The 18,644-nt window shown below is 33.5% G+C and carries 13 protein-coding genes; 5 read left to right on the top strand and 8 right to left on the bottom strand.

The features are described from left to right. Positions 1–7: 7 nt before the first annotated feature. On the bottom strand, positions 8–976 hold the full coding sequence (gene earP, locus QFA95_RS04280) for an elongation factor P maturation arginine rhamnosyltransferase EarP (RefSeq protein WP_486462303.1): 969 nt from the start codon (positions 974–976) through the stop codon (positions 8–10). Beyond that, entirely contained in the window at positions 973–1,455 is a 483-nt protein-coding gene (gene greB / locus QFA95_RS04285; protein ID WP_486462304.1) for a transcription elongation factor GreB, read from the bottom strand. Before greB ends, earP begins: the two co-directional genes overlap by 4 nt. A gap of 27 nt (positions 1,456–1,482) precedes the next feature. Between greB and QFA95_RS04290 the strand changes: the two genes are divergently transcribed. Both QFA95_RS04290 and QFA95_RS04295 read left to right on the top strand, forming a co-directional pair. Further along, positions 1,483–3,975, top strand: a complete 2,493-nt coding sequence (locus QFA95_RS04290; RefSeq protein ID WP_486462305.1) for a PD-(D/E)XK nuclease family protein — start codon at positions 1,483–1,485, stop codon at positions 3,973–3,975. Positions 3,976–3,978: 3 nt separating this feature from the next. Beyond that, on the top strand, positions 3,979–7,035 hold the full coding sequence (locus tag QFA95_RS04295) for a UvrD-helicase domain-containing protein (RefSeq protein WP_486462306.1): 3,057 nt from the start codon (positions 3,979–3,981) through the stop codon (positions 7,033–7,035). Here the strand turns inward: QFA95_RS04295 and mfd are convergent. Further along, entirely contained in the window at positions 7,032–10,394 is a 3,363-nt protein-coding gene (gene mfd, locus QFA95_RS04300; RefSeq protein ID WP_486462307.1) for a transcription-repair coupling factor, read from the bottom strand. The two genes, QFA95_RS04295 and mfd, sit on opposite strands and share 4 nt — an antisense overlap. 44 nt (positions 10,395–10,438) lie before the next feature. Here mfd and rpiA point away from each other — a divergent pair, with 44 nt between their 5' ends. Further along, on the top strand, positions 10,439–11,110 hold the full coding sequence (gene rpiA, locus QFA95_RS04305) for a ribose 5-phosphate isomerase A (protein ID WP_486462308.1): 672 nt from the start codon (positions 10,439–10,441) through the stop codon (positions 11,108–11,110). Here rpiA and serS read toward each other — a convergent pair. From serS to QFA95_RS04325, 4 genes are read right to left on the bottom strand one after another with little or no spacing between them, the layout of a single operon-like run. Beyond that, positions 11,103–12,380: a serine--tRNA ligase gene (gene serS, locus QFA95_RS04310; protein WP_486462309.1), complete on the bottom strand. Its 1,278-nt coding sequence runs from the start codon at positions 12,378–12,380 to the stop codon at positions 11,103–11,105. The genes rpiA and serS overlap by 8 nt on opposite strands. Further along, positions 12,373–13,662: a replication-associated recombination protein A gene (locus QFA95_RS04315; RefSeq protein WP_486462310.1), complete on the bottom strand. Its 1,290-nt coding sequence runs from the start codon at positions 13,660–13,662 to the stop codon at positions 12,373–12,375. Before QFA95_RS04315 ends, serS begins: the two co-directional genes overlap by 8 nt. Positions 13,663–13,665: 3 nt before the next feature. Next, positions 13,666–14,274 carry an outer membrane lipoprotein periplasmic chaperone LolA gene (gene lolA, locus QFA95_RS04320; protein ID WP_486462311.1) on the bottom strand — a complete coding sequence of 203 codons (609 nt, stop codon included), beginning with the start codon at positions 14,272–14,274 and terminating at the stop codon, positions 13,666–13,668. Then, positions 14,271–16,574, bottom strand: a complete 2,304-nt coding sequence (locus QFA95_RS04325; protein ID WP_486462312.1) for a DNA translocase FtsK — start codon at positions 16,572–16,574, stop codon at positions 14,271–14,273. The genes lolA and QFA95_RS04325 overlap by 4 nt, the downstream gene beginning before the upstream one ends. A 131-nt stretch (positions 16,575–16,705) precedes the next feature. Between QFA95_RS04325 and trxB the strand changes: the two genes are divergently transcribed. Continuing rightward, positions 16,706–17,647 (top strand): thioredoxin-disulfide reductase, encoded by a 942-nt coding sequence (trxB, locus tag QFA95_RS04330; RefSeq protein WP_486462313.1) that lies wholly within the window; start codon positions 16,706–16,708, stop codon positions 17,645–17,647. Next, the gene (locus QFA95_RS04335) at positions 17,640–18,167 is read left to right on the top strand and encodes a Smr/MutS family protein (protein ID WP_486462314.1); all 528 of its coding nucleotides are present in this window, start codon (positions 17,640–17,642) and stop codon (positions 18,165–18,167) included. The genes trxB and QFA95_RS04335 overlap by 8 nt, the downstream gene beginning before the upstream one ends. On the opposite strand, the gene ispF is transcribed toward QFA95_RS04335, so the two are convergent. Then, the gene (gene ispF, locus QFA95_RS04340) at positions 18,148–18,642 is read right to left on the bottom strand and encodes a 2-C-methyl-D-erythritol 2,4-cyclodiphosphate synthase (protein ID WP_486462315.1); all 495 of its coding nucleotides are present in this window, start codon (positions 18,640–18,642) and stop codon (positions 18,148–18,150) included. The genes QFA95_RS04335 and ispF overlap by 20 nt on opposite strands. Positions 18,643–18,644 lie beyond the last annotated feature (2 nt).

The following is an 18,644-nucleotide window of genomic DNA, read 5'->3' on the forward strand; positions in this document are numbered from 1 at the left end:
TACTAAATTATTTAATAAATAATGAATAAATTTGACCAATCCCAGTTCCTCTTTTTATAAATTTATCCCTTGCTTTTAAATAAAAATATTTCAGATTTTCAATATTTCCTAATAAATATTGCCAGTGTTCTAAATTTAGACCTTGATTACTCCACAATAGAAAAATTTCTCTTAACTGTGGTGGCAAGGAAGTAAAGTAATGATCAAGAAAAGCATTTAATTTTTCTATATGAAGATTATTATCTTGAATGTAAGGTTGCCAAATAAAAGGCGAGCCAGCCAAAATAGAACGGATCAAGCTGTCCTCGCCACGTACAAAGTTTATTAAACTAGAAGATAAAGCTATATCAAAATCATTAAAGCTCAATAAGTTATTAGCTCTGTTCTTGTTTTTATCAAATCGATCATGCAGTAAACAATCAATTTGCGGAAAATTAGTTTTTAGAACTTTAATTGAAGCATCAATGTTCTCATTAAAATAGCAAAAAAAGTTGATTTGAATTCTATCTTTTCTCTTTTCATTACAAATCAAGCCCATATCATTTAATGAAAATACTGGAGCACCTGAATTTTCGCTAACACCTGGAATATAAAATATTTTTTTATATTTTTTATTAATTGACTCTTTGAGGTGATAGCCATCAACCCATTGTTCAGCTGAAAAATACTCATAATTGATTAATAAATTTTTATGCGAGAGTAAAGCTTCATAACATGCCGGTAACTGTGTATCGAAAATCGTAACAACATTTGTGTTTGGTATAAAGTTGTTATCCATCTTATCAATATCAAAGATATTAATATTCTCATTAAATAAATTTTTCTCTAATATTTGTTGTGAAAGCTTATTAATGGTAAGAAATACATTACTAGAAACGCCATGTTCAATATAAAGACCTTTAGCAAGCCTTAATGGAATTGAAATATCTCCATAGTTATCAATAAACCTTGAAAATATATCTACTGAAAATGTCATCGATAAACAATAGTGATAATTTCTATCTCTATTTGTCCGGATGGGCTTTCAAAAGAAATAATGTCTCCAACTTGCTTGCCCAGAATAGCTTTAGAAAGTGGAGATAACCAACTTATCTTATTTTCTTTAGGGTCCACTTCAGGAACACCAACAATCTGAATCATGTTAATCTGACTCGTGTGTAAATTTTCATACTCAACTGATGCTCCAAAAAAAATCTTGTCCTTATTTTCTTGCTCAAGCGGATCAATAATCTTTGAGTCTTCTATAGCGGTAAGTAAATATTTTACTCGGGAATCAATTTGTCTTAACCTCTTCTTACCATAAATGTAATCGCCATTTTCAGATCGATCTCCATTGCTGGCTGCCCATGACACATCTTTCACAACCCTGGGTCGATCGACTTTTAAGAGATAATTTAACTCTTCCCTCAAATGCAAAAAACCATTTTTTGTCAGATAAGATGATTGCTCGCTCATAATATTGTTTTACTATAAAATTCAAATGTGAAAGATAACATAATTACAATTTGTAAAAATGACATTTACTTTAAAAGATTCATCCATTTAAATAAATCCACCCACTTTAACACCTTCACCCTTTTTGAATTTATTTCAAATGAATTAAGTAATTATTATCTTTCTTCCAATAAAGTTAGTAAAAAGATAATTAATAAATTAGAAGAATATATCATTCTAGAAGAGATTATTTCTGATGAAATTGTGGGGTATGGAAATCAATTTCTTCACGATATCGACTCACTCGTATTTTTTGTCCAGAATGCCATAAAAAATATTCATGAGTACGACATAGATTTTGAGGATGGGTCATTTAATCTATCTGTTGAAAATAAATTTCTATGGTCGGTAATGGATAGATATAACAAATATTTAAATGAAAATAATCTATTTACATATCACCAAGCAATTAATTTCTTTATTAAAAATATCGAATTTGATAATAAGGTCCAATTAATTGGTTTTAACCTCTACACACCTCTGAATCAATTAATTCAGGTTAAGTTTAAAACATTAAAGAGTAATTCTTTAAAAAAAGGCAATGACGACTATATCATTCAGCAATTTGATAATGAGCTCCAAGAATTTAACTGCATAAGTGATGAAATTATTCGCAAACATCTGCAAGGGGAAAAAATTGCAATTATTTCTGAAGATGTCAATAAGATTGTAACAACCTTTTATCCAACGCTGACAAGCCTGCAAACATACAACAAAGAAGCAAACGGACAAGAGCCAATTAGGTTAAATGTTCCGAATCAAACAGCTTTATCAAAATCTCCAATCATTCGTAGTATTTTTACTTTTTTTGATTTGTACTTCGGCTATTATGTTTCAGTCGAAAAGATACGCCACTTTGTAGTCACCTGCTTTCAAATTGATCTCTTTATGGTCAGTGATCTGGATCAAAAGATCAAAATGCTTAAAAGGCATGGAGTCAAAAAAATTAACCTAAAAAAATTTAATGAAATTATTGAATCTACTCCATTAAATAAATCTTGTTTTGAAGAAATAGTAAAATTACAAAGTAATTTAGCTATAGCAGATTGGGGAACTTACCTTGCCAAAATATTAGAAAGTAATTTATTTTGGAGTGAGCTAAAAATAAATGATGCATTAGTAGAGGACTTAAGTAGTTTTATTAATCTAATTAATAAATTTAACTCGGTTAGAAAACATAAAATTATTAATTATTTAGAGTTTAAAAAATACCTCAACATTATCCTAAACCAGACACAAAAAAACTTTTTTTTATCAAGCAATACAATTGATATCTACTCTCTTGATGATGAAGTTATCTCCCATTATGATACTATATACCTCATAAATTTTATCGATCGAAAAAATCAAAGCAGTTTAAGAAATCCCTTACTCCCCTTCTATCATCTCAAAAAAATAAATGATTTCAATAAAAGAAAAGTATTTATACAAAATCAATTAAATAAATTGTCAGAAAAAGGTAATTTATCGATTTCATATTCATTATTGACAGATAATATAGAAAATACCATTGCATCATCTGTTTCATTTAAAGAGGTTGTCAAAAAAAAATATTCAAAAGATTATGATTTTCTTCATGAAAATAAGACCCTATCACTAGATAATGACCACACAGGTAAAACATTACCCAAAGAAATTAAAAATATTCGAGGCTTACTAGAGCGTCTACAAATTTGTCCCCGATGGGCTTTTTATGAAGATGTTCTTCAATGCAAAGACGAGTCAAATCATCTGACGGAAGAATATAGTCCACGCTTAAGAGGTATTCTAATTCACGAGGCACTTCATACCATCTGGAAAAAGCTTAAAAATTTTAAGAACCTAAATAAAATTGACAATTTAGGTGAATTCATAAGACCTATTATTGAAATGTGCTTAGAGGCGAAGTATGAATTTTCAATAATGGGTGATTCAGTAAAAAAATTTGAAATTGAAAAATGTACAGCATTAATTCAAGAGTTGCTTAAAATAGAAAAGAAGAGATTCTCCTTTTCAATTCAAAGTTTGGAGCTAAAACAACAATTTATTCATGGAGAATATGTATTTGATCTTATTAAGGATAGGGTTGATAAGGACGATAAAGGAATTCATATCATTGACTATAAAACAGGTAAATTACCAACGGCAAAGTCCTGGACAGACGTGCCCATTAAAAATTTTCAGATTCCCTTATATTTTTTATTTTCTGACAGCGATGTCAGCTCATTATTACTTTATGAAATAAATCAAAAGAGAATTGCTATCAAGAGATTTATATTTAAGGAAAAAGAACAACAAATGGCTGACGATATCCCTCAACAGTTCATTAATAAAAGTTATATGGATCTTAAGAAAATATGGCTGGATGAGATTAACAGTTTGATGCAACTATACAAACAAGGGTATTTTCCTAACTCATTTGATAAAGAGGAAGATCTAACCTATTGTGGTAACAAAATTCTTCTTCGCCTTCCAGAAAAAAAATACCAATACGAGTTATAACAAATGAGCAGCGGTGACATTCATAATAGGATTAAGTGTCTTGAATTAAAGTCAATAATTGTTCAAGCCCCAGCAGGATCTGGCAAAACAGAACTATTGACTCAACGCTTTATAAAGCTCCTTGCTCAGGTCAATTCTCCAAGAGAGATATTGGCTGTAACTTTCACAAATAAAGCTGCAGCTGAAATGAAAAACCGGATAACGAATTATCTACAAAATAAAACCGTACCTATAAATGACACGACAAAAATATTAATTGATCTTTTGCATGAGGAAATAAAAAAAAGAGGAGTAACTGTCGATGAAATCATCTCAGATTTTAATATCCTAACCATTGATGCACTTAATCAACAAATTATCAATTCCATCCCACTGCTGACACAGTATGGTTACCAATCAGTAATTATTGAAGATGCCGCATCCATTCATTCTGAGATCATAAAAGAAATTATTTATGCAGAAAAAAATTCAGAATCAATTCATAAGATTCTCTTTATTTTAAATATTGAATTTCCCCAACTCGAAAATTACCTCTTGGAACTTCTAACAAATAGAGATAAATGGATTCACTATATCTTTGATTATGAAAGTAATAATGAATTTGATAGATATATCAAGCAAGAAGAGGAAAAATGCTTAACACACTTACAAAAAGTGTTTAATCTTAACGATTCAATACATTCGAAGAAAAAGGAATTGCTTCAGTGTATTGACTCGATATACACCAAACAAAAAAGTATTAGAAAAAATATTAAAGAAGAAGATTTATTCTTCTTTAATGAAAATTCTGTTAGTAATGTTAGTAAAGACATGGAATGGCCAGATTTTGCATGCTTTGAGAAAGAGTACTATTTTCTAAATATTTCTAATTTGCATCAGTACGATATCTTGAAGACGCTAGTACCAATTCTCAAAGAAGCCTATGCCAGAATTAAATTGCACTTTAGTCAAAATAAAATTATTGATTTTCCTGAAATTACTTTACAGGCTCTACTGGCATTAAAAAATGAATCAGGATTTACGGATTTAAATAACTACCTAAACATTAAGTATTCTCATATTCTAGTTGATGAATTTCAGGATACCAATAATAATCAATTACAATTATTTAAATATCTTACCCATGACTGGGGTCCAGAGAATACTTTTTTTTGCGTCGGGGATCCTATGCAGTCGATTTATCGATTTAGACAATCAGACGTTCGAATATTTTTAGATACTATTAAGAACGGAATTGGAAATGTAAAGTTAAATCATATTATTCTTTCAGTAAATAATAGATCTAAAAGTCGCTTAATTCATTGGTTTAACTCACGTTTTTCTAAAATTTTTACAGAACAACATATTGACAACGGTAGCATTCAGTATCAATTATGCAACCCTAGAATAGAAGATGATAGTGGCTCATTAAATTTTTTATCATACTCCTCTGAATCATCTTCAAAACCTTCAGACCTGGAAGCTGAATTAATCTGCCAACAGATATTAGCAAGTCAACATGAGTCTATAGCGGTAATTGCAAGGTCACGGAATCATCTAAAGCCAATTGTTTCATATATAAAAAAAAATTATGCAAAACAGATTCCAATTAATGCGATCGAACTTGAATCATTAATTAACCACCAATGTGTACAAGATATTCTTGCATTAACATTAGCTATACTTGATTTTAGCGACCGAACTCATTGGATAGCAACAATCCAGTCACCCTTATGTGGGCTAACAATCAAAGATCTCAATATCTTATTTGCTAATAAAGATGACAATATATGGAAACTGATTAATTCTGAAAAAGTTAAAGAATTAAATATTGAGAGTCAAAAGAGAATTAAGAATTTAATTAAGCTAATTAAAATTCATTATTCGTCAATGCACATGGCTAAGTGGAGTGAAATTATTAGATCATTGTGGATAGACTTAGCAGGAATTAAATCTTTATACATAAAAGAGGACATCGAATACATAGACTACTATTTACGAATCCTACAAAAATTTGATTCGAATGAAATAGATAAAGAAATTTTAATTAATACCGTTACTGAAACTATGGTATCCGATGTAAATAGTAATAAAAAGGCTGTTTCGTTTTTAACTATCCACAAATCAAAGGGGTTAGAATTTGATCATGTCATTATTCCAGGGATAGATAAATCTACCCGACCAAATATTCCTTTATTGATTAATTTTGATCACATAGATGGTGCTAATAAAAGTATCTCATCAATCAAAATCAATAATGATGAAATCTACTCACTACACGGTTACCATGAACAAAAAAATAAAATTAAAGAATATAATGAATTAAAAAGATTGCTTTATGTTGCTGTTACCCGGGCTATCAATCAGCTAGACCTTGTAGCTGAAATAAATCCAAACAATCAAACCATTAAGAAAAATACTTTCTTATATTTTCTTTGGGATGACTTTTACACCACAAACCCTCAAAGCACTGATGTTGAGAAGCCTTCAAATAGATATGAAAAATTTTCACCAAAATTGTTTAAAATTCCTCTTACAGAGTATATCAATGACAAGAAGAAAGGCCTTGTAGAGTTTTCCGCGATTTCATTGAAAGAGAACCTCAACATTGAGACCGAAGAAATCTATGTGGGTATCATCGTTCATAAATATCTCGAGTTGGTACATAAAAATTTTGATATAAATCATCATGATCAATTTGTAGAAAAAATGCTGAATACTTTAAATATTGACAAATCTCTTAATCTCAAAGAGATCGCTAATGAGTCTATGATTTGTATTAACAATATCCATCAAACTGAATCTGGACGAAAAATATTAAAAAAATATGATAACGATCAATGTGAACTCAAGGTTTCAATTCCAAATAAAGATCAAACTAACTATCGCGTGGATAGGACGTTTATCAACAATAATGAACGTTGGATTATTGACTATAAATACCATAAAGAGAAAGATAACCTGAACACATTAGCGCTCAATTACAAGAATCAATTGGATCGATATGCATCCTTTTTCACTGATCATAAGGTAAGACAATTCATTTATTTCTTGAAACAAGGTGAGTTAATTGAGATTTAATCTTTAAGATCAACTACAAGGGATTTAATCTTATTCAACTTGTCTAGTGGACGCTCAAAATCACCTGCTAAAGTAATTCTATTCGGACCATCAAGCTTAATGTGTTTATTCGACTGAACTAGATCAATGATCTTTAATGGATCAATGTTATTCTTTTCCCTAAAATTCAAACTAATAGTTTTCTTTCCAGCATCAATTTTAGTCACGTCTATATCTTTGGTTATTATTCGGATGTGATGAATTATGAATAAATTTTCAGTCTGCTCAGGAGCAACTCCAAAACGATCAATAAGCTCCTCCTGTATCATTTGTAAATCATCTAATGACTCACATGATGATAATCTCTTATAGATCACAAGCCGTTCATTTGGGTCACCGCAATATTGATTTGTCAGTATCGCTGGGGCATGAATATTAATTTCATTGTTTTCGTTATAGTCAGCATTAAAATCAAGAGTCTCATTATTTTTTAGGTGTGCAACAGCTCGGTTCAGCATTTTTAAATACATTGAAAATCCAATTTCATGGATTTCTCCACTTTGTTGGTCTCCTAATATCTCTCCAGCACCACGAATCTCAAGATCATGCATCGCCAAGAAATAGCCAGAGCCTAAATCTTCAAGATACTGAATAGCTTCCAATCTTTTTTTAGCTTTACTTGTAAGACTTCGATTTTCGTCAATTAATAAGTATGCAAACGCTTGATGATGGGAGCGTCCAACACGACCCCTTAATTGGTGTAATTGAGATAACCCAAAGCGGTCTGCATTATTAATAATAATAGTATTTGAGGTTGGTATATCGATACCCGTTTCAATAATCGTCGTGCAAAGCAACAAATTAAATCTTTGTTGATGGAAATCTTTCATAACTTGTTCAAGCTCTTTTTCTTTCATCTGGCCATGAGCAATTGCTACCTTTGCGTCAGGCATAATTTTTGTTAATTTTTCATTGATTGCATAGATAGAACTAACATCATTATGTAAAAAGTAAGCTTGCCCGCCGCGATTAAATTCCCTTGTGAGGGCTTCCTTTATTATCCCGTCTGAAAAATTCTTTACCATGGTCTTAATTGACAATCTTTTTTGCGGAGGTGTAGAGATAATTGAAAAATCTCGTAACCCTTCTAACGACATTGAAAGAGTTCGTGGTATGGGTGTAGCAGTTAAAGCCAGGAAGTCCGTATTTGTTTTAAACTTCTTGAGCATTTCCTTTTGACGAACGCCAAAACGATGCTCTTCATCGACAATAATAAGGCCAATATTGTCTATTTTTATATCTTTTTGCAATAAACGGTGAGTGCCGATGACAATATCTACTTTTCCATTGGCTAGTTTTTCTAGGACATCATTTTGCTGCTTATTGCTTTTGAACCTTGATATTTCCTCAATCTCCACAGGGAATGAGCTAAATCGATCAACGAAATTATTATAGTGTTGACTGGCAAGCAAGGTTGTAGGTACTAATATTATTACCTGACGGTTATTCATGATAGAGATAAACGCTGCTCGCATTGCTACCTCAGTTTTACCAAAACCAACATCGCCACAGATAAGCCGATCCATTGGTCTGGCAGATTCCATATCTTTGATTACAGACTCAATTGCCTGCATTTGATCTGGAGTCTCCTCAAAGGGGAATTCATTCGCAAATTTCTGATATTCAAACAAGTCAATTTTTGACACCAATCCCTTCTTCTTTTCTCTTAAAGCATATAGATTTAAAAGTTCTGCTGCTGTGTCATAAACTTGTTTTAACGCTTTTCTTTTTTCTTTTTCCCATTGCCCTGATCCTAATTTATGTAACGGTGCCGACTCGATAGGTCCACCTGTATATCTAGAAATAGAGTTTAATTGGGTAACGGGGACATACAACTTGTCGTCTTTTTCATAAGTTAACAATAAAAATTCATTTATTGAGCCAAGCATATCCAGTTGGACCAAACCTTGATATCTTCCAACTCCATGGTTCTCATGAACTACAGGATCACCAACTGATATCTCCGAAAGGTCTTTAATTACAACCTCGGCGTTATAATCCTTGCTTTTATATTTTGATTTTTCTTGATGAATGAAATCAGGAAATAAATCATACTCGGTGAATACTTCAAAAGTATCATTAGAAAATCCTTCTTTCAAGGGAGATTGAATAAGCTGATGCTCAATTACTGGATCTAATAAATTAATACTTTCAGATCTCTTTAGATTTTGGTCACACTCAGTGAGCATCTTATGAATTGTTTCTCTTCGACCTAAACTCTCTGCTGAAATGATGATTTTTTTGGGGCATTGGTTAATGTAATCCGCTATATTTTTATAACCGTCCTTATAATCGATAGTAATTTTAGGCAGCGGATTGTCTTTTACCTCAAAATTAAGATTTTTAAAACGTTTTAAGTCTTCATGAAATTTTATAGAATCCATCATGATCTCTTCTGGATTCAATATTGGTCGCTCAATGTCATAGGCATACATTTTGAATCTTGTTTGAGCATCTAGCCAATAGTGTTCTATGCTAGATAATAATTTAAAAGGGACATCGATTAATGTTTCATCGGGAAGATAATCAAAAATTGTATTGGTCTCTTGAAAAAAAAATGGCAAGTACCACTCCATGCCAGCAAAGGGGATCTTGTTTGATACGTTTGTATAAATTGGAGACTTACTTGGATCACCAGTAAATCTTTCGCGATAATTTTTTCTGAAGGTCTCAATAGATAGTTCAGTAAGTGGACATTCTCGTGCCGGTAATATCTCTATTTTATTTGTTGGATAAATACTTTTTTGTGTTTCAACATCAAAGGTTTTTATACTTTCTATTTCAGTATCAAAAAAATCAATCCTGTATGGAATTGTTGATCCCATAGGAAATAAATCAATCAACCCTCCCCTTACTGCAAATTCCCCTGGATGAAAAACCTTTTGAACATTAATGTATCCATTCTCTATCAAGACTATTTTTAAAGCCTCTAGGTCAACTTGTTGCCCTTTGTTATAAAAAAAACTATTCTGGATGATGTACTGCTTTGGTGGTAAGTAATTTAATGCAGATGTTGCTGGAATAATTAAAATATCGAAAGCTTTTTGGGTGATTAAAAATAGAGACTTTAAACGATCCGAGATTAAGTCAGGATGAGGTGAAACGCTATCGTAAGGCAATGTTTCCCAATCAGGGATCATAGTGACCTCAAGATCTTTATTTAACCAGTTCATCTCCTGCTGAAGCCGCGCAGCAACATAACTGTCTTTAGTAAAAATAACTAATGGAATATTCTTAGTTCTTAATTCAGAACAATAGAATTTTATTATCTGATAAGCATAAGATGAGTAATTCAGTATATTTTTTGTATTTGTATTCATTTGGCTTTAAAATTAAGCAGTCATTATAAACACATTCAATCCACATGGAAGATAAAGAAATTATTGCTATAAAAGCACTCGATTATGTAACGGATAATTCTGTGATCGGATTAGGTACAGGGTCAACTGCTAATTTTTTTATTAAACACCTCGCTAAAAAAATTAAGAATGAACAATTAAATATAAAGGTTGTGGCAAGCTCCACCGTATCTGAAATAGAAGCTATAAGAAATAAATTAAATTTGATTGGTATCGATACACTCGAAACTCTTGATCTGTATGTGGATGGAGCAGACGAAATTACAAATAATTTAAATGTATTAAAAGGACGTGGCTACGATTTAGTAAAAGAGAAGATGCTCGCCCAAAGTGCTGATAAATTTATCATTATTGCCGACCAATCAAAAAAAGTTGCTGGTATTGGCGAAAATTATCCAATTCCTATTGAGGTCTTAAAAAGCACTTGGAGATTAAGTAAAAAAATTCTGGATAAATATGGTAAGGGAAGCTTAAGAAAGAATGCAGCCGGAGATGCATATGCCATCTCATCTGCTGGGAATTATATTTTCGATTACTCTTTTGATGCAATGTCCTTAAGAGATCTTCATGAAAAAATATTAACCACACCAGGGGTTATTGAAACTGGCATTTTTTACGAAATTACTGACTGTGCCCTTATTGTTGATAATGGGCAAATTGAAGTGCTCTCTAAATAGAAATTATTGTTTTGTTTTTCATGTAAGGTTGTAATACAGATGGTATTTTGATAGAGCCGTCTGCTGTTTGATTATTTTCCATTATGGCCACAAGCGTTCGACCTACAGCAAGTCCTGAACCGTTCAATGTGTGGACAAGTGTATTCTTACCCTCATCATTTTTAAATCGAGCTTTTAGCCTTCTTGCTTGAAAATCTTCACAATTGGAGATTGAAGAAATTTCTCGATACTGTTGTTGTGATGGAAGCCAAACTTCAATATCGTAAGTTTTAGCCGCACCAAAACCCATGTCACCAGATGATAGCGTCATCACTCGATATGGTAAATCAAGGGCTTTTAAAATATTTTCTGCATGAGAAAGCATCTCTTCTAATGCCTCATAGCTTAATTCTGGCTTGGTTATTTGAACCATCTCGACTTTATCAAACTGATGTTGACGAATCATCCCTCTGGTATCTTTACCATATGAACCTGCCTCGGATCTGAAGCATGGGGTATGGGCAGTCATCTTAATAGGTAAGCGTTTTACATCAATAATTTCATCACGAACAGTATTTGTTAGTGAAACTTCTGAGGTTGGAATTAGATATAAAGATTCATCTTCGTTCTTCTGAGTGACAAACAAATCATCCCCAAACTTTGGTAACTGCCCCGTTCCCAATAAAGAATCTCCAGTCACCAAGTATGGAGTGTAGCATTCAGTGTATCCATGATTTTCGGTATGAGTATCCATCATGAATTGACCAATAGCACGATGTAGTCTAGCAATATCATTTTTCATAAAAACAAAACGCGAACCCGAAACTTTAGCAGCTGTATCAAAATCTAGTCCAAGAGGTGCACCTAAGTCAACATGATCTTTAACCTCAAAATCAAATTTAGGAAGTGTGCCAAACTCTTTTATCAATTTGTTATTTGTTTCATCAAAACCTATTGGAACTGATTCATGTGGCACATTAGGAATGAGGAGTAAAAAGGTATTTATTTTTTCCTGGATTAATATAAGTTGTGATTCAAATTCTTTTGATTGTGCTGATATGTTTGCGACCTTCTCAAGGACGACGCTAGCATCTTTGCCTTGCGACTTTAATATACCCACCTTTTTTGAAAGATCATTTCTTTCTTGTTGAAGTTCTTGTGTTTTTATTTGAATGTATTTTCTCTCTTCTTCAAGCGAATTGAAAAAATTAACATCTAGGTCAAACCCTCTATGTTTTAAAATTTTCTTTAGTGACTCTATGTCGTTTCTTAATAAGTTAATATCAATCATTATTTTTATTTTTTTTATCTAAATCATTTAGAAAATTTAACTTCTCATTAATTTTTATTTCTAACCCACGGCTATTTGGAATGTAGAATTGTATCGGATCTAGTTCATCAGGGAAATATTTTTCTCCAGCTGCGTATGCATGAGGTTCATTGTGAGCATAACGATAATCCTTGCCATAACCAATCTCTTGCATTAATTTTGTTGGCGCATTCCTGAGGTGAATTGGTACATCATAATTATTATGGCTACTCACGTATGCTTTAGACAAATTATGGGCCTGATAGGCAGCATTGCTTTTTGGGGCAGCTGCTAAATATAAAACAGCATTGGTAAGGGCCAGCTCTCCTTCAGGTGTGCCCAGTCTCTCAAATATTTGACACGCTTCAAGCGCAATAGTTTGGGCCCTAGGGTCTGCTAGGCCAATATCTTCTATAGCTATCCTTATTATCCTTCTGGCAAGATATAGCGGATCAGCTCCACCGTCGAGCATTCTTTGCAGCCAGTAAATTGAAGCGTCAGGATCGGATCCACGCACTGATTTATGCAGTGCTGAGATTTGATCATAAAATTGTTCTCCGCCCTTATCGAAGCGCCTATAGGAAGATGAAGCAATTTTTTTGATTAAATCAATATCAACTACTATTGGCTTGTCTTTAGAGTAAAAATAAACGACCTCAACGAGGTTCAGCAATCTTCTTCCATCCCCATTTGCGTAATCAATAATAAACTCAGTGGAAGATTCATCAAGCTTTATATTTTCTTGTATAGATAAAGCTTTGTTTAATATTTTTTTTAATGCCTCATTCGATAATGAGTTAAGAATATACACCTGGCAACGACTTAATAATGCAGAGTTAACTTCAAATGAAGGGTTTTCTGTTGTTGCGCCAATGAATGTAAAGAGTCCATTTTCAACATGAGGCAAGAAAGCATCCTGTTGACTTTTATTAAATCTATGGACCTCATCAATAAAAAGCATTGTTTTTTTTTGATTCTGATCTTTATTAAAATTTGCCTTATCGACTGCCTCCCGAATATCTTTGACGCCTGACAAAACCGCAGACAAAGAAATAAATTCACAGTTAACAGAATTAGCTATTGCAAATGCAATGGATGTCTTTCCCACTCCAGGAGGTCCCCATAAGATAATTGAAGGGAGTTTATTACACGTCACAGCATTTCGAATTGGGCAATCATCCCCTAAGAGGTGATCTTGACCAATAACGTCATCAATGGTTTTTGGTCTTAAGATTTCTGCTAAGGGTTGCGATAAGGTGTTCATTCTTTAATTTTTGATCACCTCAACGTTGTCTGGAACATTGAAAAGGAATGATGCTTCATCGATATCAGTGCTATATGAAATATTAACAAAATTTATGATGATCTTATTCTGAAGGCCATCAATGACTTTCATACCTTTGATCTTGTCTTTATTGAACGATATTTCTATAGATTGATAATCGATATCCTTTGATTTTGATTCACAACGATACCAAACCTCATCGTCAATTAAAATTTTTGTCACCTTAAAAGACGCCTCAAGATTGTTTAGAAAGAAAATACTAGCAGGGTTATTACTTTTAGATTGACTGAACCTAGACATAATCACTTGAGATAAGTCTGGGTCATAAATATAGACTGTCTCTCCATCACCAATAATTTGATTTTGATGAGGCGCTTGGTAAATCCATTTAAAAAAATGAGGTTTTTTGAAAACAACGTCACCACTCGCTTCTTCAATTAATTGGGATTTGTTGTCATATACCAATTGGCTAAATTGCCCGGAAAAAGCACTAGCTCTATTAAGAAGAGTTGATAACTCATCTGCAGGCGAGGCCCATAATAAATTAATATTTAAATTAAAAAGTAGTATGAATGTAAGGGATCTAATCACTCTTGATTTGGCTGGATAACCTCTCGGTTTCCGTTGCTTTGCATTGGAGAAACAAGTCCAGCTTTTTCCATGTCTTCAATTATCCTTGCCGCACGATTATAACCGATACGTAAATTTCTTTGTACATAGGAGATTGATGGTTTTTTGGACTCAATAACTAATTGAACTGCCTGGTCGTAAAGCGGATCTTTTTCTCCATTTATATCGCCGGATGAGCCGGCAGTAAAATCCACGGAATCTTGTGAGTTAATAATCTCTTCCACATAGTTAGGCTTGCCCTGCTGTTTGAGAAAATTTACCACTTTATGAACTTCTTGATCTGAAACAAATGCTCCATGAACTCTTGAGGGGTATCCTGATCCAGCCGGAAGATAGAGCATATCTCCCTGCCCTAAAAGATTTTCTGCTCCCATTTGATCCAAAATCGTTCTCGAATCTACGCGGCTCGATACTTGAAATGCCACCCTAACAGGAACGTTGGCTTTAATTAAGCCGGTAATTACATCAACCGATGGTCTTTGGGTGGCTAGCACCAAGTGGATACCAGCAGCCCTCGCTTTTTGAGCAATCCTTGCAATAAATTCTTCCGCCTTTTTACCAACCACCATCATAAGATCTGCAAGCTCGTCGATCACAATCACTATTAGTGGCATGGATTCAAGGATCTCAGGATTTTCAGGATCAGTGGAAAACGGGTTGGTTAGTGGAGACCCATTATCTGAAGCTTGTTTTAACTTTTCATTAAATCCTAAAATATTTCGCACACCAAATTCTGCCATTAATCTGTATCGTCGATCCATTTCTTTGACCGACCAATTCAGTGCATGACCAGCTTCTCTCATATCTGTCACTACTGGAGTGAGGAGATGAGGGATATCCTGATATACAGACAGCTCAAGCATTTTTGGATCAATCATGATTAACTTCACTTCATTTGCTTTAGCTTTGTATAAAAAGCTCAGTATCAAAGCATTAATCGCGACAGACTTACCAGATCCTGTTGTACCGGCTATTAAAACATGAGGCATTTTTCCAAGGTCTGCAACCACAGGCTTTCCTGATATGTCCTTACCAAGCGCTATGGTAGTGAGAGAGGCTGTGTCAGCAAACACTTTAGAGCTCATAATTTCTGAAAGATAAACAATTTGTCTTTTATTGTTTGGGATCTCAAGACCCATGTATGTTTTTCCAGGAATGGTTTCAACAACCCGAACACTAGTTACAGATAATGACCTAGCCAAGTCTTTGGAAAGATTGGTTACCTGACTGCCTTTGACTCCTGCAGAAGGTTCGATTTCATAACGAGTAATCACAGGGCCTGGTTGCGCTGAAATAACTTTTGCCTCGATTCCAAAATCCAATAGTTTCTTTTCAATTAAACGTGAAATAAATTCTATTGTTTCTGGTGATTGCTGATCGACTTCCTTGGGTGGTTGATCAAGTAAATGTAAAGGAGGTAAGTCTCCGTCTGAGCTAAACTCTTCAAACAAAGTGGTTTGTTTTTCTTTTTTAACCCTAGTGCTTTCTTTTATTTCATTCTTTGGGATTAATATTTCTACAGGTTTGCGATCTTCAAGTTTTTTTCTTTCATTTTCAACGAACTCAATTCTTTGTTGCTCGAATTTTTTTCCAGCCCTTCTATCAAAAAAATCATTCATCTTAATGATAATTTGATTTATCAGCTGTAAACATATCTCACCAATTTTTTCACTTATAGTTAACCATGACCAGCCAGTAAAAAGACTTAGTCCAGACGCAAGACTGATCACTAAAAGTAAAAGTGATCCTATGTAACCTAAAATTCCTCTTAGCAAAGAATCTATTGATGAACCTGCCAAGCCACCTTGTATAGAAGCATAGGATGCCTGAAGGCTGATCACATGCCCAGCCTCTAAAGCTGAGGATGATAAGAGAAAGACAGCAAAACCAAGATAGTTGATCCACAATACTCTTCTAGAATTTTCTGTATCTTCAATCCTCTTGTAAATTAAATTTATAGAATAAAAAAGAAGAAATACAAACCACCACGATGATAAACCAAAGAGGAAAATTAATATGTCAGAAAAATAGGCACCAAATGCGCCGCCAAGATTAAAAATTTTATCTTGAGACTGAGTTGTGTGTGACCATGATGGGTCTAGTGGATTATAAGTGGCTAAAGCAATAGTTAAATATATACCACTAAACAAGAGGAGTAAAAAACCAATCTCTCTTAATACACGATCAATTGTTTTTTTTTCGAGCAAGGCTTGATTCAGTAAGTCGTTGGGCTTTTTTTTATTTTTTTTATTAAAAATCAATTTAATTGTTCTGGGATTGTTTAAAAAATTATATCAGTTAGTGGGTAATTTTCGGAACCATTCTGATAAATATTTGCTCTGAAAAATTTAGTCAATTAAAATGCTTACTCTTATTTAATTTAGGTCCCATTATGCATGCAAAATTAATTATTTTAGGTTCTGGTCCAGCAGGATATACATCAGCAATTTATGCCGCTCGCGCAAATTTGAAACCAGTCCTTATTACAGGAATCCAACAAGGCGGACAACTGATGACAACAACAGACGTTGACAACTGGCCTGCAGATTCCAACGGCGTATTAGGGCCAGATCTTATGTCACGATTTGAAGAGCATGCAAAAAGATTCAATACTGAAATAATTTTTGATCAAATCAATTCAGTTGATTTTAAAAATAAACCGTTCAAATTATTTGGTGATAATGACACATACACAGCAGATTCAGTAATCATCAGCACAGGAGCGTCAGCTAAATACTTAGGCCTTGATTCAGAATCAAAGTTTATGGGCAAGGGTGTGTCAGCATGTGCAACCTGTGATGGATTCTTCTATAAGAACCAGGATGTTGCTGTAGTTGGAGGTGGAAATACAGCAATTGAAGAAGCCCTTTATTTATCCAACATTGCTAATCATGTCACGCTAATTCATCGGCGTGATCAATTTCGAGCTGAAGCAATTGAAATGGAAAAAATTTATAAAAGAGTTCAGGAAGGAAAAATAACCCTTAAAACTTTTAAGGTGCTTGATGAAGTCTTGGGAGATGATTCTGGAGTGACGGGATTAAAGCTTATTGATACTGTGAATGGCAATGTCGAAGAGATTAAAGTATCAGGTGTATTTATTGCTATCGGGCATAAGCCAAATACTGATATTTTTGAAGGTCAGTTGGAAATGGAGAATGGATACATTATTACTAATAATGGAAGAAATGGTAATTTTACCGCCACATCAATTCCAGGTATTTTTGCTGCTGGTGATGTCCAAGACCATGTTTACAGACAAGCGATTACCTCAGCAGGTACAGGTTGCATGGCAGCTTTAGATGCAGAAAGGTATCTAAGCAATAATGAGTGACAATGATCTTTTCAAGAAAGAAATAGGTGAAGTAAAACCTATAAAAAGAAAAGATACGGTTGACACTTATAGTCAGACCCCGAAACCAAAACCTATTGCTAAAAAGTTTATAGAAGATGAGAAAAAAGTACTAGTTGATTCAATCAGTGATAATTTTGAATCAATAGATTATTTTTTAGCAAGGGATGAATTATTCTATATCAAAAAAAATCACTCTCCTGATATTGTAAAAAAGTTGAGAAATGGTAGCTGGGTTGTTGAAGACTCAATTGACCTGCATGGACTCACCTCAGATGAAGCTAAACTTGCCCTGATAGAATTTATCTCATACTGTAAACAAAGAGGTATTCGTTGCATCAGAATAATCCATGGCAAAGGATACAACTCAAAAAATAAAGAGCCGGTATTGAAAAATAAAGTAAAAAAGTGGTTAATCCAAAAACAAGAGGTAATATGTTTTGTTCAAGCGCCTAACCATGACGGTGGCGGAGGTGCATTGCTTACTTTGCTTGAGAAGTAGTTTTAATAAGGCAAACAACTTCTGCTGCAATACCCTCTCCCCTTCCGATTGCACCCAATTTTTCCATTGTCTTTGCTTTAATATTTATGTCACCCAAAGAGCACATCAAATCAGTTGAAATATTTACTTTCATTTGACTGGAAAACTTCAGAATCTTTGGAGCTTCACATATGATCGTTGCATCGATGTTTGATACTGCATATTTCATTTTCACCATCTTCAGATAAACCTCTTGCAGCAGGATTCTTGAGTTGATATCTTTAAATTTCTGATCATTATCAGGAAATAGTTGCCCAATATCTCCCAAACCCATAGCTCCGATTAGAGCATCGCATATTGCATGCAAAAGGACATCTGCATCTGAATGACCCTTTAAACCCTTATTAAACGGAATATGAACCCCACCAATAATACAAGGGCGCCCTTCAACCAGAGGGTGAATATCAAAACCATGTCCAATTTTTAATTTACTCATAT

Origin of the sequence: Candidatus Methylolitoribacter marinus, from assembly GCF_051853155.1 — a bacterium.
Lineage (GTDB): Bacteria > Pseudomonadota > Gammaproteobacteria > Burkholderiales > Methylophilaceae > BACL14.

What these genes read in the sequence shown, in the direction of transcription:
- earP (WP_486462303.1), bottom strand. Translation starts at nt 976, where the DNA reads ATGACATTTTCAGTAGATATATTTTCAAGGTTTATTGATAACTATGGA.
- greB (WP_486462304.1), bottom strand. Translation starts at nt 1,455, where the DNA reads ATGAGCGAGCAATCATCTTATCTGACAAAAAATGGTTTTTTGCATTTG.
- QFA95_RS04295 (WP_486462306.1), top strand. Translation starts at nt 3,979, where the DNA reads ATGAGCAGCGGTGACATTCATAATAGGATTAAGTGTCTTGAATTAAAG.
- mfd (WP_486462307.1), bottom strand. Translation starts at nt 10,394, where the DNA reads ATGAATACAAATACAAAAAATATACTGAATTACTCATCTTATGCTTAT.
- rpiA (WP_486462308.1), top strand. Translation starts at nt 10,439, where the DNA reads ATGGAAGATAAAGAAATTATTGCTATAAAAGCACTCGATTATGTAACG.
- serS (WP_486462309.1), bottom strand. Translation starts at nt 12,380, where the DNA reads ATGATTGATATTAACTTATTAAGAAACGACATAGAGTCACTAAAGAAA.
- QFA95_RS04315 (WP_486462310.1), bottom strand. Translation starts at nt 13,662, where the DNA reads ATGAACACCTTATCGCAACCCTTAGCAGAAATCTTAAGACCAAAAACC.
- trxB (WP_486462313.1), top strand. Translation starts at nt 16,706, where the DNA reads ATGCATGCAAAATTAATTATTTTAGGTTCTGGTCCAGCAGGATATACA.
- QFA95_RS04335 (WP_486462314.1), top strand. Translation starts at nt 17,640, where the DNA reads ATGAGTGACAATGATCTTTTCAAGAAAGAAATAGGTGAAGTAAAACCT.
- ispF (WP_486462315.1), bottom strand. Translation starts at nt 18,642, where the DNA reads ATGAGTAAATTAAAAATTGGACATGGTTTTGATATTCACCCTCTGGTT.